This is a genomic window from Mycobacterium sp. IDUB_28 (assembly GCF_055419285.1).
The window spans coordinates 149,208-170,315 of record NZ_JBVAXK010000001.1; the positions used below are offsets into that span (position 1 = coordinate 149,208).

The 21,108-nt window shown below is 66.1% G+C and carries 22 protein-coding genes; 9 read left to right on the forward strand and 13 right to left on the reverse strand.

Annotated features, from left to right (window positions below):
- Nucleotides 1-6: 6 nt before the first annotated feature.
- Together ACZYZ9_RS00750 and ACZYZ9_RS00755 are read right to left on the reverse strand one after the other, a co-directional pair.
- On the reverse strand, nt 7-1,656 hold the full coding sequence (locus ACZYZ9_RS00750; protein WP_463824333.1) for a PPE family protein: 1,650 nt from the start codon (nt 1,654-1,656) through the stop codon (nt 7-9).
- 79 nt (nt 1,657-1,735) lie between these two features.
- Complete coding sequence (locus tag ACZYZ9_RS00755) at nt 1,736-2,638, reverse strand: hypothetical protein (protein WP_463824334.1); 903 nt, start codon at nt 2,636-2,638, stop codon at nt 1,736-1,738.
- A 99-nt stretch (nt 2,639-2,737) separates the two neighbouring features.
- Here ACZYZ9_RS00755 and ACZYZ9_RS00760 point away from each other — a divergent pair, with 99 nt between their 5' ends.
- Complete coding sequence (locus ACZYZ9_RS00760; protein WP_463824335.1) at nt 2,738-4,987, forward strand: molybdopterin-containing oxidoreductase family protein; 2,250 nt, start codon at nt 2,738-2,740, stop codon at nt 4,985-4,987.
- Here ACZYZ9_RS00760 and ACZYZ9_RS00765 read toward each other — a convergent pair whose 3' ends face one another.
- Genes ACZYZ9_RS00765 through ACZYZ9_RS00775 form a run of 3 tightly spaced genes read right to left on the reverse strand, consistent with a single transcriptional unit; the run spans nt 4,988 to nt 8,393 of the window.
- Nucleotides 4,988-6,670: a tetratricopeptide repeat protein gene (locus ACZYZ9_RS00765; protein ID WP_463824336.1), complete on the reverse strand. Its 1,683-nt coding sequence runs from the start codon at nt 6,668-6,670 to the stop codon at nt 4,988-4,990.
- Entirely contained in the window at nt 6,667-7,563 is an 897-nt protein-coding gene (locus ACZYZ9_RS00770) for an alpha/beta hydrolase (RefSeq protein WP_463824337.1), read from the reverse strand. The genes ACZYZ9_RS00765 and ACZYZ9_RS00770 overlap by 4 nt, the downstream gene beginning before the upstream one ends.
- Nucleotides 7,560-8,393 (reverse strand): enoyl-CoA hydratase-related protein, encoded by an 834-nt coding sequence (locus ACZYZ9_RS00775; protein WP_463824338.1) that lies wholly within the window; start codon nt 8,391-8,393, stop codon nt 7,560-7,562. The genes ACZYZ9_RS00770 and ACZYZ9_RS00775 overlap by 4 nt, the downstream gene beginning before the upstream one ends.
- A 94-nt stretch (nt 8,394-8,487) precedes the next feature.
- Between ACZYZ9_RS00775 and ACZYZ9_RS00780 the strand changes: the two genes are divergently transcribed.
- The 3 genes from ACZYZ9_RS00780 to ACZYZ9_RS00790 all read left to right on the forward strand — a co-directional run bounded on the left by ACZYZ9_RS00780 (nt 8,488) and on the right by ACZYZ9_RS00790 (nt 12,066).
- Nucleotides 8,488-9,879 (forward strand): NAD(P)-binding protein, encoded by a 1,392-nt coding sequence (locus tag ACZYZ9_RS00780; RefSeq protein WP_463824339.1) that lies wholly within the window; start codon nt 8,488-8,490, stop codon nt 9,877-9,879.
- Nucleotides 9,872-10,645, forward strand: coding sequence for an acyl-[acyl-carrier-protein] thioesterase (locus tag ACZYZ9_RS00785; protein WP_463824340.1), 774 nt, complete (start codon nt 9,872-9,874; stop codon nt 10,643-10,645). Before ACZYZ9_RS00780 ends, ACZYZ9_RS00785 begins: the two co-directional genes overlap by 8 nt.
- Before the next feature lie 83 nt (nt 10,646-10,728).
- Nucleotides 10,729-12,066 carry an acyltransferase family protein gene (locus tag ACZYZ9_RS00790; protein WP_463824341.1) on the forward strand — a complete coding sequence of 446 codons (1,338 nt, stop codon included), beginning with the start codon at nt 10,729-10,731 and terminating at the stop codon, nt 12,064-12,066.
- A 34-nt stretch (nt 12,067-12,100) separates the two neighbouring features.
- Here ACZYZ9_RS00790 and ACZYZ9_RS00795 read toward each other — a convergent pair whose 3' ends face one another.
- Nucleotides 12,101-12,274 (reverse strand): DUF3349 domain-containing protein, encoded by a 174-nt coding sequence (locus ACZYZ9_RS00795; RefSeq protein ID WP_463824342.1) that lies wholly within the window; start codon nt 12,272-12,274, stop codon nt 12,101-12,103.
- A 130-nt stretch (nt 12,275-12,404) separates the two neighbouring features.
- Here ACZYZ9_RS00795 and ACZYZ9_RS00800 point away from each other — a divergent pair, with 130 nt between their 5' ends.
- A complete protein-coding gene (locus ACZYZ9_RS00800; RefSeq protein WP_463824343.1) occupies nt 12,405-14,207 on the forward strand; it encodes a thiamine pyrophosphate-requiring protein in 1,803 nt (600 codons plus the stop codon).
- A gap of 292 nt (nt 14,208-14,499) precedes the next feature.
- Nucleotides 14,500-14,733, forward strand: a complete 234-nt coding sequence (mbp1, locus tag ACZYZ9_RS00805) for a microaggregate-binding protein 1 (protein WP_463824344.1) — start codon at nt 14,500-14,502, stop codon at nt 14,731-14,733.
- Nucleotides 14,734-14,800: 67 nt separating this feature from the next.
- On the opposite strand, the gene ACZYZ9_RS00810 is transcribed toward mbp1, so the two are convergent.
- The 5 genes from ACZYZ9_RS00810 to ACZYZ9_RS00830 form a co-directional block, all read right to left on the reverse strand.
- Nucleotides 14,801-15,496, reverse strand: coding sequence for an HAD family hydrolase (locus ACZYZ9_RS00810; RefSeq protein WP_463824345.1), 696 nt, complete (start codon nt 15,494-15,496; stop codon nt 14,801-14,803).
- 5 nt (nt 15,497-15,501) lie between these two features.
- On the reverse strand, nt 15,502-15,873 hold the full coding sequence (locus tag ACZYZ9_RS00815; RefSeq protein ID WP_463824346.1) for a hypothetical protein: 372 nt from the start codon (nt 15,871-15,873) through the stop codon (nt 15,502-15,504).
- Between the two features lie 124 nt (nt 15,874-15,997).
- Nucleotides 15,998-16,414 (reverse strand): ChaB family protein, encoded by a 417-nt coding sequence (locus tag ACZYZ9_RS00820; RefSeq protein WP_463824347.1) that lies wholly within the window; start codon nt 16,412-16,414, stop codon nt 15,998-16,000.
- A 25-nt stretch (nt 16,415-16,439) separates the two neighbouring features.
- On the reverse strand, nt 16,440-16,979 hold the full coding sequence (locus ACZYZ9_RS00825) for a DUF1360 domain-containing protein (RefSeq protein ID WP_463824348.1): 540 nt from the start codon (nt 16,977-16,979) through the stop codon (nt 16,440-16,442).
- Nucleotides 16,980-17,019: 40 nt separating this feature from the next.
- Nucleotides 17,020-17,646, reverse strand: coding sequence for a flavodoxin family protein (locus ACZYZ9_RS00830; protein WP_463824349.1), 627 nt, complete (start codon nt 17,644-17,646; stop codon nt 17,020-17,022).
- Between the two features lie 74 nt (nt 17,647-17,720).
- Between ACZYZ9_RS00830 and ACZYZ9_RS00835 the strand changes: the two genes are divergently transcribed.
- Nucleotides 17,721-19,181 (forward strand): aminotransferase class I/II-fold pyridoxal phosphate-dependent enzyme, encoded by a 1,461-nt coding sequence (locus ACZYZ9_RS00835; RefSeq protein WP_463824350.1) that lies wholly within the window; start codon nt 17,721-17,723, stop codon nt 19,179-19,181.
- Nucleotides 19,182-19,186: 5 nt separating this feature from the next.
- Here the strand turns inward: ACZYZ9_RS00835 and ACZYZ9_RS00840 are convergent, their stop codons facing one another.
- The gene (locus tag ACZYZ9_RS00840; protein WP_463824351.1) at nt 19,187-19,510 is read right to left on the reverse strand and encodes a MerR family transcriptional regulator; all 324 of its coding nucleotides are present in this window, start codon (nt 19,508-19,510) and stop codon (nt 19,187-19,189) included.
- Between the two features lie 140 nt (nt 19,511-19,650).
- Between ACZYZ9_RS00840 and ACZYZ9_RS00845 the strand changes: the two genes are divergently transcribed.
- Together ACZYZ9_RS00845 and ACZYZ9_RS00850 are read left to right on the forward strand one after the other, a co-directional pair.
- Nucleotides 19,651-20,097 carry an Hsp20/alpha crystallin family protein gene (locus ACZYZ9_RS00845; RefSeq protein ID WP_463824905.1) on the forward strand — a complete coding sequence of 149 codons (447 nt, stop codon included), beginning with the start codon at nt 19,651-19,653 and terminating at the stop codon, nt 20,095-20,097.
- Nucleotides 20,098-20,212: 115 nt separating this feature from the next.
- The gene (locus ACZYZ9_RS00850) at nt 20,213-20,890 is read left to right on the forward strand and encodes a PAS and ANTAR domain-containing protein (protein ID WP_463824352.1); all 678 of its coding nucleotides are present in this window, start codon (nt 20,213-20,215) and stop codon (nt 20,888-20,890) included.
- Nucleotides 20,891-20,902: 12 nt separating this feature from the next.
- Here the strand turns inward: ACZYZ9_RS00850 and ACZYZ9_RS00855 are convergent, their stop codons facing one another.
- Entirely contained in the window at nt 20,903-21,091 is a 189-nt protein-coding gene (locus ACZYZ9_RS00855) for a hypothetical protein (protein WP_463824353.1), read from the reverse strand.
- Between the last annotated feature and the right edge of the window lie 17 nt (nt 21,092-21,108).

The window sequence follows — 21,108 nt, forward strand, 5'->3', positions numbered from 1 at the left end:
CGGGAGCTACCGGCGGAACAAACCGGCCACGAAGGTACCCACGTTGTAGACACCGGAGTTGCCGAAGCCCGAATTGCCCAAGCCGGACATGAACAGGAAGCCGGTGTTCAACACACCCGAGGACGAACCGCTGTCGTTCTGGTAGCCCGACGCCGGGGCCGTGTTGCGCACTCCCGATGCATTGGAGTCGGTGTTCTGGAACCCTGAGGCACCGTTGCCGGAGTTGTAGAAGCCGGAGCTGCCGACCCCGCTGTTGAACCAGCCGGAGCTGGAGCCGGTGCCGGCCACCGTCGATCCGACGCCGGTCTGCACACTGCCCGAGTTCCACAGCCCGGTGTTGCTGGCACCGGAGTTGCCGAAGCCGGTGTTGAAGCCGGCGGCGTTGGAGCTACCCGTGTTATAGCTGCCCGCGTTGAAGCTTCCGGTGTTGCCGATGCCGGAATTGAAGTTCCCGGTGTTGAAATTGTCGGAGTTTGCGAAGCCGGTGTTCGAGGTGGCGGAATTGAAAAAGCCGGTCGATGACGCGCCGGAGTTGCCGAAGCCGGTGTTCACCTCGCCGCTGTTGGCCAGGCCCCAGTTCTTGGAACCGGCGTTGAACAAACCGGCGTTCTCGGTGCCCGAATTGAAGAACCCCGCGTTCGACGTGCCCGAACTGAACAATCCGACATTGCCGCTGCCGGAGTTCAATCCGCCGATGCCGATCTGGTTGTCACCGGTGAGCCCGATGCCGATGTTGCCGTTACCGGTGTTCCACAGCCCCACGTTGCCATTCCCGGTGTTCGCCAGGCCCTGGTTGCCGCTGCCGGTGTTCGCCAACCCCACATTGTGGTTGCCGATGTTGGCCAGCCCGTGATTTCCGATGCCGCGGTTGCCGTTTCCGAGGTTTTCGTTACCGTAGTTCCCCGCGCCGAGGTTGGCGTTGCCGCGGTTTCCGACGCCGAAATTCTGGTTGCCGAGGTTGCCGCCGCCGATGTTCTGATCGCCGCTGTTGCCGCCGCCGAGGTTGGAATCTCCGTAGTTGCCGCTGCCGACGTTTTGGTTGCCGAGGTTGCCGTTGCCGAGGTTGGCCAAACCGTTGTTGCCGTTGCCGAGGTTGAGTTTGCCGAGGTTGCCGATGCCGAGATTGATGGCCGGGGCCTCTTGGAGCAGCTGCCAGGGGGTCAACTGCGCCGCTGCCGACGCCGCTCCGCCGTAGTAGCTCACCATGGCGCTGACGTCGCGAGCCCACATCTGCTCATAGACCGCCTCGGCCGCCGCAATCGCAGGAGCGTTGAGGCCGAACAGGTTTGAGCGCACCAGCGCCACCAGCTGCGAGCGGTTGAGCGCGATCTCCGCCGGATGCACAATGGCCGACCGAGCGGCCTCGAACGCGGTGGCGATCGCCCTGGCCTGTCCGCCCGCACCCTGCGCATGGGCCGCCGCCGCGCTCAGCCATCCTGCATACGGCGACGCCGCAGCCGTCATCGCCGCGGCGGCCGGACCTTGCCACGCCGAATCGACGAGTCCGGCAGTCACCGAACCGAACGACGTGGCCGCAGCGCTGAGCTCCTCGGCCAGACCGTCCCAAGCCGCCGCCGCGGCCAGCAGCGGCTCGGACCCGGCTCCGAGAAACATGCGCAGCGAGTTGACTTCCGGTGGCAACATCGGAAAGTCCATCAGGTCGTCTCCCCCAATGACAGTTCGTGGTCGGCGCTCGGTAGGTCACCTTCGCGCGGCATCACCGGACCCTAGAACATCACGGAGCTATGCGGCTCGTTTCCGCGGAATCGGCACAGCCGAGTACGTCGAAGACCGCTGCGGCCGAGGTGACGGCCCTATCCCCGTTCCCCTCGTCGTGCAGCAACATCCGCACACCGACTCGTCCGGGTCCGCCCGGGTGCGCGCTGCCGTCGACCCGGAATGGCCCTACTTTGCCCCGCGACATGAACATCACGTGCCAGCTGACGACCTGAAGTCTCCGCGTACCGGCAACCTCGGCAGCGAGGTCGGTCGCTGCGGTCTCGAGGACGACATGTTGAGGCCCGATGTGCAGCGCCGCATCGGGCGAGGCGAATTCGGCGCTGAGGGCGGGAAGCACCCAGTGACCGTCGGGACGCTTGCCGGCGCCGAACGCATCCCACAGCGGCGGCAGGTCGGGTGAGTCCTCGATAACCAACTCGGTGCCCGAAACATCCATCCGGTCAAGGCCTTTCGGCGGAATACCGATGATCGCGCCCTGCCCCTCGTTGAACGCGATCACCCGGTCGGGGTTGTCGGCATCGACGATTTTGCACCGGCCGTAACCCATGGTGCGCCCCTGGTGCACGATGCCCGAATCGACGATCTCGATGCGGGACACATCGAAGCCGGGATCGACGATCTGCACCGAGGCGATCACTGGGTTGGGCACCGCCACCATGTCGGTCTGACACCCCTCCGGCGACGAGATAGCAAGCGGCGCAACGAGAATGCCGCCCGCCTCATTGCGCATGTCGCGGCGGATGGTGACCGTGTTGTCGACCTCGCCGAGGTCCATGGAGGAGTGCTTGCGCCCGATGTAGCGGTAACTGAGCAGGCCGGTCCAGCGCCGGTACAGCTCGTCGCGGTAAGCGTCGGAGTCGTCGGCCAGCTCCCGGATGTCCCGTAGTCGCTCAGTCATGGTCTTCCGCCTCTCCTGGCTGCGGACTGTAACAGCAATGCTGAGCGACTGTACAGCGCCGAACTATACAAAATCGGGCTGAAGTGTCACGCTCAAACGATGGATCCGCCCGACCGAACTGCCGGTACGCGGACCGTCTTCACCTTCTGCCGGTATTGCCTGGCCTCGTGCGGGATCGAGGTCAGCGTCGAGGACAACCGGGTGGTCAAGATCGCGGCCGACAAGCAGAATCCGCATAGTTGGCAGGACTTCTGCGCCAAGGGTCGCAACGCCGCCCAACTCGTCGAACACCCGCGCCGGATCCTCGCTCCGATGCGACGCGTGGGCGACCGATATGTGGCGGCCTCCTGGGACGAGGCCATCGCCGACATCGCGACCCGGATGACCGCGCTGATCGACGCCGACGGACCCGACGCCATCGGCGCGTACTACGGCAACCCCGCCGGATACTCGTCGTCGAATCTGATCTTCATGAACGGCTGGCTGGACGCCGTCGGCACCCAGAATCGCTACGCGGTGGGCTCGGTCGACCAGAATGCGCTGCACGTGGTGGCCGAGGCGATGTACGGCTCGTCGATCATGGTGCCGGTCTCCGATATCGACCACTGCGACTACTTCCTGCTCGTCGGCGCCAATCCCGCAGTGAGCGCGTGGAATTGGGTGGAAAGCGCCCCCGGCGGCTGGAAGCGCGCGCTGGCACGCCAACGGTCGGGCGCCAAGATCGTCGTCGTCGATCCGTTGCGCACCGAGTCCGCCGATAAGGCCGACGTCCATCTCGCCGTGCGTCCCGGCCAGGACTGGGCACTGCTGCTGGGCATGGTGAAGGTGATCCTGGAGGAGGATCTGCACCACTGCCTCGACTGCGCACGAATCACCAGCGGGTTGCCCGCGCTGCGGGCACTGGTGACTGAGGCAGACCTCGACGACCTGGCTCAACGCTGCGGCATACCGCGCATGCAGATCGAGTGCACGGCAAGGGAATTCGCGGGAGCCGCCGCGGCGATGGCGGTGACGCGCACCGGGATCTCGCTGCACGTGTCCGGCACCGTCGGTGAATGGCTGGGCCAGGTGCTCAACGTGATCACCGGGCGGATGGACCGGCCGGGTGGCCGGCGTTTCGAACCGGGTTACATCGACGCGTTGCAGCTGGCCGCCACCGCCAAACCCTCGGGGCACCGCAGTCGACTGGCCGGTCGCGCCATGGTGGCCGGGGCGCACGCGCTGAGCGAACTGCCGGCCGAGATCACCACCCCGGGGCCCGGGCAGATCCGCGCCCTGGTGATCAATTCGGGCAATCCGGTGGTCTCCGGTCCCGACGGTGCGGCGCTCGACCAGGCGCTGGCTCAACTCGACCTCTTGGTGGCGATCGACTTTGTGCAGCGCGAAAGTCACCGGCACGCGCACTGGTTACTGCCCGCGGTGCACTGGCTGGAGCGCGACGACCTGCTGGCGTTGACCAGCAATCTGCACGACGAGCCCTACGTGCAGTACGGCGTGCGTGCGGTCGATCCGCCCCCGGCCGCACGGGAGGAGTGGCGCGTCTTCGTCGACCTGGCGCTGGCCATGGACGTCCCCCTGTTCGGCGTCAAGGGCGTCAACGCGTTCGTCAAGACCAGCCGACGGCTGGCCCGCACCGTCCGACGGCCCACGCTGGCCTTCTCCCCGCACTGGATCAACCGGCTGATCGTCGCGATGTCGCGAAAGGTGAACGGCCGCAAGCTGAAATGGCGCGACTTGCTGGCTCACCCGCATGGCATGGTGCTCGGTCCGCGGGAGTACGGCCACTTCTCGGCTGCCTTGCGCACCGCCGACAACCGTGTCCAGGTGGCGCCACCGGAGTTCGTAACCCGCACCCGCGAGTTGCTGGCCAGTCCGCCACCCGAGGCGCCGTCCGACTACCCGTTCCAGCTGGGTAACCGCCGGCACCGGCACTCCATGAACTCGTTTCTCAACGACCTGCCCGGCCTGCATCCCGGCGGCAAGGGCAGCGCAGTGCTCATCCACCCGGCCGACGCGGCCGTCCTCGGTGTCCGCGACGGCGACCTGGTGCGGGTGTATTCGCCGGTCGGCGAGGTGCGGGCCACCGCGTCGCTGAGCGATCGGCCGCGGCGCGGCCTGATTGTGCTAGACCACGGCTGGGGTTCGCGGGTCTTCGACCCGCACGGCCGCGACGCGCCGCAATCATTCGGGGTGAACCGCAACCTGCTGATCGACGGCGAACCGGTCGATCCGCTTTCGCAGACCCCGGCGATGAGTTCTACCTACGTGGGCGTGGAACGCTGCGTCGGCGACATCCAGAACCACACGACGTTGGGCCGGCAACCGTCGGCACGGGTGCGCGATCCATGATCAACGACGGTGTCGCCCTGTCACGCTGCTAGTGTCGAGTCGGCACGCGCACGACGCGCGAATCGGTACGTCGGCGCGCGCCGCGGCGAGCCTGAGTTGCTGACCGACGATGACGGCTTCGTCGTTGCGCCCCAACCGTTTCAGGCATTCGTGGTAACCGTGCAGGCTCCACACGTTGCCGGGATGCTGACAACACCGGGCCAACGTCGGGTCGAAGCCCAGATCAGCGGCGTACACCGCGGCCGCCTCGGCCACGTGGTCCTGCTCCAACAGCAGTGCCCCATAGGCGTGCCGGGTGGGCTGCATCCAGCCCCACGGCTCGTCGTAGGGTAGTGCGTCATCGAGTTCGACGGCGCGTCTCAGGTGTGCGAAAGCCTCGTCGAAAGAGCCTGCCCGATAGGCGATTTCACCGTCAAGCATGGCGGCGGCCACCGCGAGGATGTCGCGGCTGGTGTTGTTGAACAAGTACCGCGTTTCCGGTATGCGCTGATACGCATCGGCGAAGGCCACGCGCGCCTTCTCGGCCTGTGCGATCTGGCCGGTGGCGGCCAGCGCGACACCGCGACCGTAGTGCACGGTTGCGGCGGTGGTGCAGTACAGCTGCGGGTCCGGCGGTAGCGGCTGCGCGGCCAACTCCGCCCAGCGACCGAATCGGACCAGGACATGAGTGCGCAGCGGCACGAATGCCTCCAGCCAGTCGGCCATCGGCGGGGACTGGATCGACAGCAGCTCGGGTGTCAGCTGCCCGGCGAGCTCGTCGGCGGCTTGCAGCGCGATGCGCGACTGTCCCTGGAACATCGCGGAATACACGATGAAGTGCAGATCGTGCGCACGGTACAACGAGTAGAAATTCAGCGGGCCCGCGCGGTCGAGGAAACGTCGATCCGCCTGCACCGCAGCACGGTTGGCGTCGATCGAACTGCCGTAGTCACCGCACAGCACGTCGATGTGGCTGGGCATGTGCTGCAGATGTCCGGCATCGGGCACCAGGCCGCGCAACGCGTCGGCGGCCGGCAGCGCCACCTCCGGCGTCGCCGACATCTCCATCGCGTGCAGATACAGGTGCAGGATGCCGGGGTGGGTACGGCCTGCCGGCTCGGCCATTGCCCGTTCGAGGATCGCTCGGGCCTCGACCACCCGCGAACCGGCGGCCGGCTCACCGGAAGCGGTGTCCCATAACGCCCATGCAGTGACGTTGAGCAGTGCGTCGGCGGCGAGGGCCTGCACGTCGAGGTCGTCGGGGTAGCTCGCGGCCAGCGCTGTCATCGCATCGGCGTACGCATCGAGAGCAGCGTCCAGCAGTGCGGTGTCCGCGTGGTCCTCGACGGGAAATCGGGTCCGCAGTGCGGCGATCAGGTCCTGCTCGACGGGGCTGCCGCGACCGGCGGCGGCCAGCGCAAGTTCAGCGCGGGCGCGGGCCAGCGAGGAGGTCAGATCGACGGGATCGAAAGCCGCCCAAGCTTTGTTGTAGTTGGGGCCCACCGCGTAGGCGATGCCCCACCGGGCGATGGCCAGATCCGGGTCTGCGTGCAGGGCGCGTTCGAAGCAGGCAATGGCCTCCTCATGGTTGAACGCGTAGGCCCACACCAGGCCACGATCGAACCAGAGCTGCGCGGACGGAGATGCGGTCTCGACCGGGCGGCGGTAGGAACCGAGGTCGTAGTACTGCTCGTCGGCGCTCACGTTCGCCCCAGCCGCTCCACGATGACGGCCCGCGCGGTGCGACCTTCGGGCGTCGGTGTCAGCGGGTAGACGTGCAGTAACCCGTCTTGTTCGTGGTAGTCGACGGATATGCCTGCGGCGGTGGCCTTGTCGACCAAAGCTCGGGCGTCGGGGTGCAGGATGTCGCGGGTGCCGCTGAAAATCGTCAGCGGTCCCAGTCCGCTGAGGTCGGCCGCCAGCGGACTGACCCGCGGATCATCCACCGGCAGCTCGCCACGCCACCGCTCAGCGAACACGTGCAGGGCATCGCGACGCAACCACGGGTCGTCGACCGAATCGATGAGCGGATTGGACAGTGACAGGTCGACCACCGGTGAGATCAGCACCGTCTGCGGGACGACGACATCGTGATCGTCACGCAGTGACAGCGCCGTCGACAACGCGATCTGCCCGCCCGCGGAGTCGCCGGCCAGCCCTACGCTCCGTCCCCGCGCAACACTCGTGCGCACCATGTCCACAATCACTGGTACCACGTCGCCGGCGGTGGCGAACGGCACCAGCGGGTAGATGGGAACGATCACTTCCGCCTCGGATTCGGCGGCGATCTGTGCGGCCAATCGCCAATGCTGGCTTGCGATTTCGTTCACCCAGGCGCCACCGTGCAGATAGACGACGGTCCGTTCGGGCGGGCCGGTCTTGCGCTTCTTGGGCGTCAGCGTGTAGATCGGCCAACCCGTCCCACGCTCGAACGCCAACGCCACATCGCGCCGCAACCGCGGCGGCGGACCGAAGAGCTGCCGGTGCTGGGCGCAGTGTTCGATATGCGCGTGCGCCGCCGCCACGCTCGCATAGGCGCGCGTCCGACCCGTCCAGCGAAGCAGCGCCGGCAGCGCCCGACTCCGCAGACTTGTCAACGGTTCATCCCTTCGCCCTCCGCCGGCAACGGCTGCCACTGCCCCGCTACCGAAGTCGTCCAGTGCGGGGCGCGGCGTCCCAGAAACGCCGCTACGCCCTCGCGGGAGTCCGCGCTGCCCATCACCCGGTGATGCAGGCGCGTTTCCAGGTCCGCCACCCGGCGGGGTGGATAGCCGTTGATCATGGTGTCCCACAGCAGTCGCTTGCTCAGCGCGGCCGACATCGGCGCCACATTGACGGCGATGTCATAGGCCACCGCCATGGCATTGTCGAGCACCTGTTCGCTCGGCAGCGCGCGTACGGCGAGTCCCATCGCCACCGCCTCGGCCCCGCCGAAGCTCCGTCCGGTCAGCAACAGATCCGCCGCCACTGCCCCACCCACCAGGTGCGGCAGTGTCCAGTGCGCCATGCAATCCGGTATGACGCCGCGACGTACCTGTGCCACAGCATATTTGGCGTCTTCGGCCACGATCCGGATGTCGGTCTGCAGCGCAATGGTGAGGCCGATTCCGATCGCGTGCCCGTTGACCGCAGCGATCACCGGGGTGCGCAGTTCGAAGGCGGCGGGGTCGGTCGGTGACGCGGTGAACGCCTGGCCGGACGGCGCGTTGAACGGATCTGCTTCGGCGGCGAAGTCGGCACCGGCGCAAAAGGCCTCCCCGGCCCCGGTCAGCACGATCGCGCGTACCGCGTCGTCGTCGTCGCACTGCCGGTACGCCTGGTTGAGCAATGCACCCATCTCCGCGGTATAGGCGTTGCGGCGTTCCGGTCGGTTCAGGGTCAGCAGCGCGACGCCGTCTGCGATTGCGACGGTGAGATCGGCGCCCATCTGCGCAAACCTACCCGGTGGCCACGCTATCGTGGCGCAACGGCCATCTTGACCGTGCGGCAACAGGAGAACCGATGAGAGAAGAAGGCACCCAGTGACTGTCCAGACTCTGGACACCGACTACCTGGTGATCGGTGCCGGAGCTATGGGAATGGCGTTCACCGACACGCTGATCAACGAGTCGCAGGCCCGCGTGGTCATCGTCGACAAAGCACACCAGCCGGGCGGGCACTGGACTACCGCGTATCCCTTCGTGCGCCTGCACCAGCCGTCGGCCTACTACGGGGTGAATTCAAGGACGTTGGGCAACAACACCATCGACGGTGTCGGGTGGAATCAGGGACTTAATGAGCTTGCCCCCGTTGGCGAAGTCTGCGCGTATTTCGATGCCGTGATGCAACAGCAGTTCCTGCCTACCGGGCGGGTCGAGTACTTCCCGATGAGCGAATATCTGGGCGACAACCGTTTCCGCACCCTGGCGGGTGTTGAGTACAGCGTCAACGTGACGCGGCGTGTCGTGGATGCCACCTACCTGCGCGCGGTGGTGCCATCCATGCGCCCGGCGCCCTACGCCGTGGCTCCGGGCATCGACTGTGTGCCGCCCAACGAGTTGCCCCGGTTCGGCGCCCGGGACCGGTACGTGATCGTCGGCGCCGGCAAGACCGGCATGGACGTCTGTTTGTGGCTGCTGCGGCACGGTATCGGCGCCGAGCGGCTGACCTGGATCAAGCCCCGCGACTCCTGGCTGATGGACCGGGCCACGCTGCAACCGGGACCGTCGTTCATCAAGCAGTTCCGGGACAACTACGGCGCACAACTGGAAGCGATCGAGGCCGCGACATCGATCGAGGATCTGTTCGACAGGCTGGAGGCGGCCGGTACCCTGCTGCGACTCGACGCTGCGGTACGCCCGCGGATGTACCGCTGCGCGACGGTGTCGCAGCCGGAGTTCGAGCAACTCCGCCGGATCGAGGACGTGGTCAGGCTGGGGCACGTCCAACGCATCGAGCCGACCGAAATCGTGCTGGACCAGGGTTCCGTCACCTCGACACCGTCGACGCTCTACATCGACTGCACGGCCGACGGTGCGCCCGAGCGGCCCGCCACCGCGGTTTTCGACGGCAGTCAGGTGACGCTGCAGGCGGTGCGCGGGTGCCAGCAGGTGTTCAGTGCCGCGTTCACCGCCCATGTCGAGGTCGCCTACGCCGAGGATGCGGTGAAAAACGAGCTGTGCGAACCGATTCCGCATCCGGACCGCGATGTGGACTGGCTGCGTCTGACCCGTTCCGATCTGCGTAATTTCGCCCGCTGGCTCGACGATCCGGACCTGACCGATTGGCTGAGTGCCGCGCGACTGAATCTGCTCGCCGAGCTGCTGCCGCCGTTGTCGCACAAGCCACGGGTACGCGATCGGGTGGTGTCGATGTTCCAGTCGAAACTCAACACGGCCGCTGAGCAGTTGGAGAAGCTGCTCAGCGATGCCTAGCGGAGCAGCCGTGCCCGACAACGCCGAGCTGGACGCACCGCTGGTCGACGTGCCCGAACAGGGATACGTGTATCGCACCGGCTGGCGGCTGGGCACATCCGACATCGACGAGCACCGCAGGCTGCGTCTGGACGGCGTCGCGCGCTACATCCAGGAGGTCGGTGCCGAGCATCTCGCCGATGCGCAGCTGGCCGAAGTCCACCCGCACTGGATCGTGCTGCGCACGGTGATCGACGTGTTCGAGCCCTTCGAGATACCCAGCGACATCACCTTCCGCCGGTGGTGTGCGGGACTCTCCAGCAGATGGTGCGACATGCGGGTGCAGCTGCTGGGCGCCGAGCGCGGTCGCATCGAGACCACGGGCTTCTGGATCTGCATGAACAAGGACACTCTGACCCCCTCGCGGCTCAGCGACGGCGCCGTTCAGCGGTTCGGCAGCACCACAGATGAGCACCGACTCAAGTGGCGGCCGTGGCTCACCGCACCGATCGAGGATGCGCGGGAAGTCCCGTTTCCGTTGCGCCGCACCGACATCGACCTCTTCGAGCACGTCAACAACACAGTCTACTGGCACGGCGTACACGAAATACTCGGCCGCGTACCCGAACTGGAGCAGCGACCTTACCGCGCGGTGCTCGAATACCGCCGCCCCATCAAGTACGGCGAGAACTTGATCATCCGCTGGCAGCCCAGCGGCGACACCGTGCGCATGCATTTCACCGTGGGTGACGACGTGCGCGCAGCGGCTCTGGTGCGCAGAATCTAGTCGCCGCCGAAGCACTTCAGCTGTGCCGCGCGATCGTTGGCTGCGTGCCGTTGCGGCAACCCCAGACGCGTACTCTCGCGCTAATGCACGACGACAAAGCGCGCGACCTGGCAGTGGACTACTACCGCGTGTCCGGTGTGGTCCTCATCGTGCTGGGGCACTGGCTCGCCGCGGCGATCACCTACCACGACGGCCAGTTCGGTCGGCAGAATCCACTTCTCGACCTGCCCTGGACGCAATGGCTGACCTGGATCTTCCAGGCGGTCCCGGTGTTCTTCCTGGTGGCCGGTTACGCCGGCGCGGTGTCCTGGAAACACCGTTACGACGGGGACAGCATGTCGCGTCAGGTGTGGCTGCGGCGTCGGCTGGCGCGCGTCCTCGGACCGACCGCCGTGTACGTCGCGCTGGTGTCCACCGCGGTGGCGATCCTGGATTACACCGGTGTCGCCGGGGCGGTGCTGGAGTACGCCGGCTGGGCGGTGGCCATGCACCTGTGGTTCCTCGCGGTCTACGTGGTGGTGGTGTCGCTGACGCCGATTGCGATTGCCGCCCAGCGACGTTGCGGCCTGTGGGCCCCGGCCATCCTGGGCGTAGCGGTGGTGCTCGTCGACGTGATCTCGCTCGCCGGGCAGGTGTCCTGGCTGGGCTGGCTGAATTACCTGCTGTGCTGGGCCGCGCTGTACCAGCTCGGAATAGCTTGGCGTGCCAGGTCATTGAGCGGCCGCCGCGCGATACTGCTGGCCGTCGGGTCGGCGGTGGCGCTGATGTTGCTGATCTGGCCCGGCCCGTACCCGGTGAGCATGATCGGCGTTCCGGGTCAGGCCATCCAGAACACCACACCCCCATCGATGGCGATGCTGGCGTTCGGGTGCATGCAGGCCGGGATCGCGGTGGCGGTGGCGCCGGCGCTGAACCGCGTGCTGGGGGGACGGTTCGTACACCGCGCCCTGGCGGTGGCCAACACCAACGTGATGGCCCTGTACCTGTGGCACATGCTGCCCGTGGTGATCGTGGCGGTCATCGCCTACCCGGCGGGGTTGTTGCCCCAGCCGCCTGAAGGAACCGCCGGGTGGTGGTTGGCGCGGCTGGAATGGTGGGCCGTGCTCGGCCTGGTCACCGCCCTAGAGCTGCTCGTGTTGTGGTGGGGCCGGCAGGTTTTCGCCGCGCCGTTGCCCAGCTTCGGGCTGCCGGTCGCGCCACGGTGGACCGAAGCGACGATGTTCACCGGCACCGCGGCCGCGGCGTACGCCCTGGCGTTCCTGGCCGCCTTGGGCTTTGCACCCGACGGCCATCTCCCCGGGCTGACCGTGCTCGTATTCGCCTGCGGGTTGACCCTGGTCGCGTTGTGTCCGGCGACGGCGAGTCGCGCGGCCGTGCCTCAGGATTCAGGTCTGCAGAACGAGTCTGCCGGCGACCGCTGACAGCTCGATCGCCGACCGGCGCGGGGTGGCGTCCCTATGCGGTGGCCGCGGTGGTGCGATCTGCTGAGCCGAGTCGCGCCAACTCCGGATAGGCCGGTCGGTGCGGCAGTACCGCCAATACCGGGAACGTGTCGGTTGCCGGCACTCCTGTGGGGTAGCCGGCCCGCAAGAAATTCACGAACTTCGCGACGGCGTCGATTACAACCATGTTCTTCACTTTCGTGGCCCGGAGAGGCCAGTGATTTCCCGCCAATCCGTGGGTCGAAACAACCCGGGCGCGTCTACAACGTCGCCAAGTGGGTAACCGCGACCACAATGCGAACGAGGGAGGGCCGTCGATGGCTGCCACGGAAGTAGGCGATTATCTGCTGCAGCGTCTGCGGGAATGGGGTGTCACCAAGGTCTTCGGCTACCCCGGTGACGGCATCAACGGTCTGCTCGCGGCCTGGGGGCGCGCCAAGAACGATCCGGCTTTCATCCAGGCCCGACATGAGGAGATGGCCGCGTTCGAGGCGGTCGGGTACGCGAAATTCGGTGGTGGGCTGGGGGTGTGCGCGGCCACCTCCGGGCCCGGCGCGATCCACCTGCTCAACGGCCTCTACGACGCGAAGCTCGACCGGGTGCCGGTGCTGGCCATCGTCGGTCAGACCAACCGCTCGGCGATCGGGGGTTCTTATCAGCAAGAGGTTGACTTGATGAGCCTCTTCAAGGACGTTGCCAGTGATTACGTGCAGATGGTCACGGTGCCCGAGCAATTGCCCAACGTGCTGGACCGCGCTATCCGTACCGCCCTGACCCGCCGGACGCCGACCGCGCTGATCATTCCCGCCGACGTGCAGGAGCTCGAGTATTCGGCGCCGACCCACGAGTTCAAGATGGTGCCGTCCAGTCTGGGATTCGAGCAACCCGTGGTCGAACCGTCGCACGAGGGCCTGCGGCAAGCTGCCGACGTGTTGAACGCGGGCGAGCGGGTGGCGATGTTGATCGGTTGCGGTGCACGCGATGCGGTGGCAGAGGTCACCGAGCTCGCCGACGTGCTGGGCGCCGGGGTTGCTAAGGCACTGCTGGGCAAGGACGTACTTTCCGACGAATTGCCTTGGGTGACTGGGGCGATCGGCCTGCTGGGCACCCGCCCGAGCTATGAGATGATGCGGGACTGCGACACCCTGATCACCATCGGGTCGAGCTTCCCCTACTCGCAGTTCCTGCCGGAGTACGGCAAAGCGCGTGGCGTGCAGATCGACATCGATCCGACGTTGATCGGAATGCGCTATCCCAACGAGGTGAACCTGGTCGGTGACGCCGCCGCCACGGTCCGCGCGCTGTTGCCGCTGCTGCGACGCAAATCCGACCGGACCTGGCGGGACACGATCGAGCGCAATGTGGCGCGGTGGTGGGAAACCATGGCGATGGAAGCCGATGTCGCCGCCGATCCGATCAACCCGATGCGGCTGTTCGCCGAGCTGTCCCCGCTGCTGCCCGACGATGCGATCGTCACCGCGGACTCCGGCTCCGCAGCGAATTGGTATGCGCGCCAACTGAAGTTGCGCGGCACGATGCGTGGATCGTTGTCCGGCACACTAGCCACCATGGGCCCGGCGGTCCCCTACGCCATCGGTGCAAAATTCTGTCAGCCGGACCGGCCGGTGATTGCGTTCGCCGGCGACGGCGCCATGCAGATGAACGGGATGGGCGAACTGATCACGATCGCGCACTACTGGCGCCAGTGGCAGGACCCGCGACTGGTGATCGCGGTGCTGCACAACAACGACCTGAACCAGGTGACCTGGGAGATGCGCGCCATGGGCGGCGCGCCGAAGTTCCCGGAATCCCAGACACTTCCCGACGTCGACTATGCCGGCTTCGCCGCGAGTCTGGGGTTGGGCCATGCCACCCTGACCGATCCGGAGCAGATTTCCGCCGCTTGGGATAGGGCGCTGCACTCCGACCGCCCTACCGTACTGGACGTGCACTGCGACCCGGACATCCCGCCGGTGCCGCCGCACGCGACCTTCGAGCAGATGAAGAGCGCCGCCGGCGCGGTGTTGCGCGGCGACGAGGACGCCATCGGCATCATCAAAGAAGGCATCAAGATCAAAGCACAGGAGTTCCTGCCACACCGGAGCACTCGGAAACAGTGACGCGTATATTCCGCTCAGGCAGAGAGTAATTCGCGCAGACGCGCGCCTGGCCGACACCGCCTGGTCAGGCCCGCACGGAGCGCGTGGACCTGCGGTCCTGCGACGCGTTGCACGCGTGGGTGACACAGGCCACAGGTTTGATACCTCCGGCACGCGGAAACACCCCTTGATGCAGGGGAAGAAATCGGACAGACAAGTGCGGGAGAGCACGCGGTCCGGAACCTGTTGACCGAGCGCAATCGACGATCAGCGCGAAGTCGCCATGCACGCAAGTGAGCAACAGGAGGAATACATGGCCGAGAAGAGTGGACCCCAAGAGGCCGTCGAGGGTGTCGTCGAGGGCGTAAAGGGCAAGGCGAAGGAAGTCATCGGCGCCGTCACCGGCCGCGACGACGTCAAGCGTGAAGGCCAGGCTCAGCAGGACAAAGCCGACGCCCAGCGCGACGCCGCGAAGAAAGAGGCCGAGGCCGAAGCCGCCCGCGGTGGTGCCGAGGCTGCAGAGCAGCGCCAGAAGGCCAACCAGTAGTTTTCTCTTACGGGAATGGGCCCAGTCCACGACTGGGCCCATTCTCGTATGATCATTCCCGGGACCGCTAGGACCGGCGTGTGCCGAGCCGTCCTATCGGAGTGTCGTCGAGATGTTCCAGCAGCTCGGCAGCATTCTCGAAAACTGCTATCGCACCGGCATTTTCAAGCTCGCCTCGGGACACACCCCCGCTGAGTACGCCGATGATCGGCACTTCGGCGCGTACGCACGCCTCGGCATCCCAGACGGCGTCTCCGACGAAGACAGCGCGTTCGGCGGTAACGCCGGCCTTGTCGAGTGCCACGTTGACAATGTCGGGTTTGGGTTTGGCGGTGTCGACATCATCTGCGGAGGTGACTGCGGCGACCACGTCGTCGCAGTCGAGCACCTCGCGGAGTAGCGACAGCTCGTCCGGCGGCGCTGACGTCGCCAGAACCACTTGCAAGCCCAGGTCAGCCACCCGTTGTAGCAGTTCGCGGGCCCCCGGTAGTGGCTGCAGCAGTGATGCAGACTCTTTGTAGTACTGAGAGTGGAGATCCTTCAATTTCGACTGCACATCATCTGACTCGCCCTCGGAGAACGACTTCACCAGAGTCGTGCCGTCCATCCCGATGGACCGGTGCACGCGCCACATCTCGGCATCGACGCCGAGTTCGGCGAAAGCCCGCTGCCAGGCTTGTACATGCAGGTAGTTGGAGTCCACCAGGGTGCCGTCGATATCGAACAGGACGGCGGGATTTGCCTGATTCTCGTTGCTGGACAAGGTGATCAGAAGATGATCGCGATGGCGGCGAAGTCGATGAGTAGCAACGCGAGTCCGGCCAGCGGAACCAGGTGGCCACGCCGGCGGAATGCGGTGAAGAAGGAGACGACGACCGTCAGCGCGGCCACCACCGGCGCGCCGTAGAACAGCACGCCGTACAGCAGTCCGCTGGGTCCCAGATTCGGGCAGTGCGCCGCGCTGCAGGCGGCCACGCTCATTGCCGCACCGACCGCGAAGATCATGATCAGAGCCGCCGCGGGCACGGTCAGCAACGCCAGCACCCAGTTCACCAACCCGCGACGCGAACGGTTGCCGTCCGACGGAGAAACGGGCGGGTCAGCGACGTGGTGGGTCGCCTCGCGTTGTTGCAGACTCATGGGCGCTCCTTGGTGGGTCACATTTTTCGACTACCCAGGCTGGTTGGACCGAAACCTGCGCGCTCAGACCCGGCACGCCAGCTCGGCCGCCCGACGCAGCCGGCGCCGCCATCGTCCGGCGGCCTCACCGGCGCGAAGTGGCGCGGCGATTCGCCTTCTTGATCGCTTCCACCAGTTCGGCTTTCGTCATCCGGGACCGGCCGGGCACGTCGAGACGACGGGCGATATCGAGCAGGTGCTTCTTGCTGGCGTTGGCGTCCACACCCTCGTCTGAGGGCAGCGGGTTGTCGAGCCCCCCGCGCTCGGCGCGGTCGTCGGACGGACCCCGTTGATCTTTGGCTTCCCAATGGTCGCCGACCTTTTCGTAGCTGTGCTTGACCGCGGCGTAGGCGACCCGGTGGGCTCGCTCAGCGCTGTCGTACTGTTCGGCGGCCGCGTCGTGGGCCTTGGCGAAGGTGCGCTGCGCCTTCGCGCTCGACCGGCGCAACGTCGCGGGCAGTTCGTCTTTCTTCGCCGCGCCGCCCTTGGTGGTCTTCGGCATCTCAGCGCTCCAAATCTGTTCCGGCTCAAGAACTCTCAGCACGCTGCTGGGCGGCAGCGTAGCCAAGCTGCAGAAAATCGGCTCCCGCCAGCGCGGTGAACGTGCCGGCCATCAGGCGGGTGAACCTGGGCGCAAACACCAGACCGAACGCGAAGCCGGTGGCGACCCACATGTCGAGGCAGAACGGGCAGGTCAGCAATTCGCCCATGGTGTGCCGAAAAGTGCTGTCGTGCCGCGCTTCTTCTTTCACCTCAGCCGGGCCTGCGGCGCCCTGGTAGCGGGTGAACGGCGCCCGGAGCGGGCTCGTCACCGCGTCTTTGGCGATTGTCCTGGACAGCTTGTGGGTACCGATCGTCACCAGCACCAGGTCTTGCGGATGCCAACGCTTCGGCAACCCCCGGCCAGTCACCCTGGCCGCCACCGTCGCCACGCTCACCACCAGGCAGTACAGCGCCATCGATGCGACGTACCCGGCCATCGGCCGGGATTCGGCGCCACGATAGGCATCGGCTTCCTGGCGCACCTTGTCGACGACGGCAACGCCTGCCTCGGTTATCTCAGCCATTTCGCTCCCTTTGACGCTTCCGCCGCGTCACCCATTCCAGTCATGAACCGTACGACGGATAGTTGTGCTGCTTCAGGATCCGCGCCAGATGAACTGCATTGCGCGCCGCTGCTGCGGTGGCCGACGCCACCGCTTCGGGCACCTCGTCGAGATCGTTGTAATCGACGGTTTCCATCGCGCGACCGTTCCAATAGGTGCTGGCCTGCGCCGGCAAGCTGAAGCCAATGTCGTTGAGCCCCTGGAACACATCGGCGATGACCTTGTGGGCCCCGTCCTCGTTGCCGACCACGCTGACCAGCGCCACTTTGCCGACCATCGCCGGCGTCCCGTCGTCGTCAGTATTGGACAGTTCGGCGTCGAGCCGCTCCAGCACGCGTTGCGTGATGCTTGACGGATGCCCCAGCCAGACCGGTGTGCTGATGAGCAGGATGTCGGCGGCCAGAATTTTTTTGCGGATGTCCGGCCACTCGTCACCGTCGCCCATGTCGCTTTCGACACCGGGTGCGATGTTGTGGTCGACACAACGAATGAGCTCACATTCGACCCCGGCACCGCCCAATTCCGTGCTGACATGTTCGGCGATGAGTTCGCTGCTCGAGGCCGCCGGACTGGGTTTGAGGCTGCATACCAGACCCAGGGCGCGCAGCGGCGGCAAGGAGTCAGTCACCCTGGGCAGATACCCGCTAGTCGGGTGGCAAAACGCGATGAGTTGCCATCGTCGCCACCGGGTAACCGGCCGGGATGGATCAGTCGCAGGCGCCGTTGCTCGAAGCGCTGAATGATTACCACCGCTACCACCGCTACGGCTTCACCCCGCCGGGCCACCGGCAGGGCGCCGGCGCCGACGACCGGGTGTTGGCGATCATGGGCAAAGACCCGTTCCGCAACGACGTCCTGGCCAGCGGCGGCCTCGACGATCGGCTGAGCCGCGGGAAATACCTCAGCCGCGCAGAAGAATTGATGGCCGATGCGGTGGGTGCCGACTCGGCGTTCTTCTCGACGTGCGGCAGTTCACTGTCGGTGAAGGCGGCGATGCTGGCGGTGGCCGGGGGTGCCGACGGTGGCTTGCTGGTGGCCCGGGACAGTCACAAGTCGATCGTTGCGGGCCTGATCTTCTCCGGTGTCCGGCCGCAGTGGATCGCGCCGCGGTGGGACAGCGACCACCACTTGTCCCATCCGCCGTCGCCGGAACAGGTGCGGGAAGCCTGGGACCAGCATCCTGATGCCGCCGGCGCGCTGATCGTCAGCCCCAGTCCGTACGGCACCTGTGCCGACATCGCCGGTATCGCCGAGGTCTGCCACAGCCGCGGCAAGCCGCTGATCGTTGACGAGGCGTGGGGGGCTCATCTGCCGTTTCACGAGGACCTGCCGACCTGGGCGATGGACGCCGGTGCCGACGTCTGTGTGGTCAGCGTGCACAAGATGGGAGCGGGATTCGAACAGGGGTCGGTCTTTCATGTGCAGGGCGACCTGGTGGACGCCAAACATCTGTCGGCCTGCGCCGACCTGCTGATGACCACCAGCCCGAATGTGATGGTCTACGCCGCCCTGGACGGCTGGCGCCGCCAGATGGTGGAGCACGGCCATGAGTTGTTGAGCGCGGAGCTCGAACTGGCCCGGGTGTTGCGGACCAGGCTGTCGGAAATTGCCGACCTCGCTGTGCTCCAGGACGAGTTGCTGGGCAAGGAGGCGTCCCACGACCTGGACACCACCCAGGTGCTGATGGACGTGTCCGCAACTCGGACATCGGGATATCAGGCCGCCGACTGGCTGCGGGAAAACTGCCACCTCGACGTCGGGATGAGCGATCACCGTCGGATTCTGGCCACCATGTCTTTTGCCGACGACCACCGGACCGTTGCGCGACTTGTGCAGGCGATGACCCAATGGCGCAGCGCCGCAGCTGATTTCGACGAACCGCCGCAGATTCGGCTGCCCGCACCGGACGAGCTGCAGCTGGAGTCGGTCCACCTGCCGCGCGACGCATTCTTCGGCCCGGCCGAGATGGTACCGGCGGCCAGAGCGGCCGGGCGGATCGCCGCCGAGCAGATCACCCCTTACCCGCCGGGCATTCCGGCGGTCGTGCCCGGCGAACGTCTCAACGAAGCCGTTGTCGACTACCTGCGTTCGGGCGCCGCGGCCGGCATGAACCTGCCTGATGCCACCGATTCAAGCGCCAAGGAGTTCCGTGTGGTCGCCTGAGCGCTCTACTCGGTGCCGCCCAACGTGCGGTTGGCCGACCGCAAGTCCGTGTTGGCGGCAGTCAATTCGGCGTTGTGGTCCTCCAGACTCAGGATCCGCGCAATACCGGCCAGATTGACACCGGCCTCGACCAGCGCACTGATCCGCTTGAGTCGGGCCAGGTCCGCGCCGCTGTACCGACGGGTTCCGCCCTCGCTGCGGGCGGGCGTGACCAGCCCATACCGCTCGTAGAGGCGCAGCGACTGCACGGCGATACCGGACAGTTCCGCGGCGACCGATATCCCGTATACACCGTGATCGGGTGCCGGTACGTCGACACGATCGGCCATTCACAATCCCCCTCACATGCGCCACAGAAAACCTGTTTACCATACTTGCGAACAACTATCGAGAGTGTTATAAAAAATCTATGCCAGTTGGCATAGATAGTGAAGTCGCTCAGAGCAGACAGGAGTAAGGAGTGACCGCCATGCTGATGCGTACTGACCCGTTCCGTGAACTGGACCGATTCGCCCAGCAGGTGCTAGGAACAGCGGCGCGACCAGCAGTGATGCCGATGGACGCCTGGCGCGAGGGTGAGGAGTTCGTCGTCGAGTTCGACCTTCCCGGCGTCAGCGCCGACTCGCTCGACATCGACATCGAACGCAACGTGGTGACCGTGCGTGCGGAACGTCCCAGCCTCGACCCCGACCGCGAAATGCTCGCCACCGAGCGGCCGCGCGGAGTTTTCAGCCGCCAACTGGTCCTTGGTGACAACCTCGACACCGAAAAGATCGAGGCCTCCTACGACGGAGGTGTGCTGCGGCTGCGCATTCCGGTCGCCGAGCGGGCAAAACCGCGCAAGATTTCCGTCGGTCTCCGCAATGGCCACAAGTCGATCGCCGAGGAGAACAGCCGGGAGGTGATAAACGCCTGATTACGCACTGGTTCGGGCCGCGGCCGTGGCCGGCGCTACGGCCGCGCCCGCACCGCGTCAAGCGGCACCGGCCGGTGCAGCTGTGCAACTGAATCTAGGGAAGGCGGCGTCCGCGATGTCCAGAGATCTCGAGGGTCCGACGACACCACCGGGACAGGCCGCGTCCGAGGGGGCGTCCCAGCGACAGGGTTCGTTTCGGTTCTTCATCGCCGACCAGCGCTGGGAATGGTCAGACCAACTGCAGCTGATGCACGGCTACCAACCGGGCAGCATCAAACCCACCACCGAACTGGTGCTGTCGCACAAACATCCCGACGATCGCGACAAGGTCGCCGCAGCCATCGCGGACACGGTGAAAACCGGCAGAGCGTGGCGCACGCGTCACCGCATCATCGACGCCACCGGACAGGTGCACCACGTCGTCGTGGTGAGCGACCAGCTCCTCGACGATCACGGAGAGGTGATCGGCACCCATGGCTTCTATGTCGACGTCTCCCCCATCGCCGGCCGGGCGCAAGAAGCACTGGTCACCGCGAAGTTGGCGGAGATCGCCGAGAACCGCGCCGCCATCGAACAAGCCAAAGGCATGTTGATGCTGATCTACGGCATCGACGACGATGCGGCGTTCGATCTACTGAAGTGGCTGTCCCAGGAATCCAACATCAAGCTGCGGGCGCTGGCCGAACAGATCGTCAGGGACTTCCGCACCGTAACGCCCGCAGTTGCCCCGAAGAATGACTTCGACCAGCTGCTGCTGACCGCACACCGGCGGGTCGGCCGCACCACTACCTGAGGTTTCAGCCCTTCAGTTCGATGCGCCCTCGGTGTCGTCGAAGAACGACCATTCTCCGTCTGCGTTGACCTCCAGACGCCAGCCCAGCTCGGAGTTGTCGGCGACCTGGTCGACGAACCAGGCGTGGGCATCTTCGGCGCTTTCGATCTCCTTGGTCGCGACGACTTCACCGTGCGGGTCCATAACTCTGAATTCAGCCATGCCACAGGGGTTCCCAC

Bases quoted from the DNA above. Each gene is read 5' to 3' on its own strand.
- ACZYZ9_RS00825 (WP_463824348.1), bottom strand. From the start codon at position 16,979: ATGGCTGAGATAACCGAGGCAGGCGTTGCCGTCGTCGACAAGGTGCGC.
- ACZYZ9_RS00790 (WP_463824341.1), top strand. From the start codon at position 10,729: ATGCACGACGACAAAGCGCGCGACCTGGCAGTGGACTACTACCGCGTG.
- ACZYZ9_RS00815 (WP_463824346.1), bottom strand. From the start codon at position 15,873: ATGAGTCTGCAACAACGCGAGGCGACCCACCACGTCGCTGACCCGCCC.
- ACZYZ9_RS00785 (WP_463824340.1), top strand. From the start codon at position 9,872: ATGCCTAGCGGAGCAGCCGTGCCCGACAACGCCGAGCTGGACGCACCG.
- ACZYZ9_RS00835 (WP_463824350.1), top strand. From the start codon at position 17,721: ATGGATCAGTCGCAGGCGCCGTTGCTCGAAGCGCTGAATGATTACCAC.
- ACZYZ9_RS00800 (WP_463824343.1), top strand. From the start codon at position 12,405: ATGGCTGCCACGGAAGTAGGCGATTATCTGCTGCAGCGTCTGCGGGAA.
- ACZYZ9_RS00845 (WP_463824905.1), top strand. From the start codon at position 19,651: ATGCTGATGCGTACTGACCCGTTCCGTGAACTGGACCGATTCGCCCAG.
- ACZYZ9_RS00775 (WP_463824338.1), bottom strand. From the start codon at position 8,393: ATGGGCGCCGATCTCACCGTCGCAATCGCAGACGGCGTCGCGCTGCTG.
- ACZYZ9_RS00855 (WP_463824353.1), bottom strand. From the start codon at position 21,091: ATGGCTGAATTCAGAGTTATGGACCCGCACGGTGAAGTCGTCGCGACC.
- ACZYZ9_RS00840 (WP_463824351.1), bottom strand. From the start codon at position 19,510: ATGGCCGATCGTGTCGACGTACCGGCACCCGATCACGGTGTATACGGG.
- ACZYZ9_RS00750 (WP_463824333.1), bottom strand. From the start codon at position 1,656: ATGGACTTTCCGATGTTGCCACCGGAAGTCAACTCGCTGCGCATGTTT.
- ACZYZ9_RS00820 (WP_463824347.1), bottom strand. From the start codon at position 16,414: ATGCCGAAGACCACCAAGGGCGGCGCGGCGAAGAAAGACGAACTGCCC.
- ACZYZ9_RS00755 (WP_463824334.1), bottom strand. From the start codon at position 2,638: ATGACTGAGCGACTACGGGACATCCGGGAGCTGGCCGACGACTCCGAC.
- ACZYZ9_RS00760 (WP_463824335.1), top strand. From the start codon at position 2,738: ATGGATCCGCCCGACCGAACTGCCGGTACGCGGACCGTCTTCACCTTC.
- ACZYZ9_RS00795 (WP_463824342.1), bottom strand. From the start codon at position 12,274: ATGGTTGTAATCGACGCCGTCGCGAAGTTCGTGAATTTCTTGCGGGCC.
- ACZYZ9_RS00850 (WP_463824352.1), top strand. From the start codon at position 20,213: ATGTCCAGAGATCTCGAGGGTCCGACGACACCACCGGGACAGGCCGCG.
- mbp1 (WP_463824344.1), top strand. From the start codon at position 14,500: ATGGCCGAGAAGAGTGGACCCCAAGAGGCCGTCGAGGGTGTCGTCGAG.